Origin of the sequence: Streptomyces sp. SID3212 (assembly GCF_009865405.1) — a bacterium.
Classification (GTDB): domain Bacteria; phylum Actinomycetota; class Actinomycetes; order Streptomycetales; family Streptomycetaceae; genus Streptomyces.
The window spans coordinates 1-824 of record NZ_WWJY01000323.1; the positions used below are offsets into that span (position 1 = coordinate 1).

General features: G+C 63.8%; 1 protein-coding gene. It reads right to left on the reverse strand.

The window, feature by feature from the left end:
• The coding region (locus tag GT042_RS09670; protein ID WP_202532574.1) for a cbb3-type cytochrome c oxidase subunit I at nucleotides 1-824 on the reverse strand (824 nt) is incomplete at both ends.

An 824-nucleotide genomic window follows, 5' to 3' on the forward strand; every position in this document is an offset into this window, starting at 1 on the left:
AGCGCGGTGAATCCGTCGGCGGCGAGATAGTCCGCGTACCGGCGGGGCATGCCTTCCGCGCCCAGCCAGTGCTGCACCAGAAACGTGCCGTGGAAGCCGCAGAACAACGTCCAGAAGGTCATTTTGCCGAGCCGTTCGTCCAGCATCTTCCCGGTGAACTTCGGCCACCAGAAGTGGAATCCGGCGAACATCGCGAACACCACGGTGCCGAACACCACGTAATGGAAATGCGCGACGACGAAGTACGAGTCGGAGACGTGGAAGTCCAGCGGCGGCGAGGCCAGGATGATGCCGGTCAGTCCGCCGAAGAGGAACGTGACCAGGAATCCCACCGACCAGAGCATCGGTGTCTCCATCGACAGCGAGCCCTTCCACATCGTGCCGATCCAGTTGAAGAACTTCACCCCGGTCGGTACGGCGATCAGGAAGGTCATGAACGAGAAGAACGGCAGCAGCACCCCGCCCGTGACGAACATGTGGTGGGCCCACACCGTGATCGAGAGGCCCGCGATCGAGATGGTCGCCGCCACCAGCCCGATGTAGCCGAAGACCGGCTTGCGGCTGAAGACGGGCAGGATCTCGGTCACGATCCCGAAGAACGGCAGGGCGATGATGTACACCTCGGGATGACCGAAGAACCAGAACAGGTGCTGCCACAACAGCGCGCCCCCGTTGGCCGGGTCGAAGACGTGCGCGCCGAACTTGCGGTCCGCCTCCAGGGCGAGCAGCGCCGCCGCCAGGACGGGGAAGGCGAACAGCACCAACAGGGCCGTGAGCAGCACGTTCCAGGTGAAGATCGGCATGCGGAACATCGTCATGCCGGG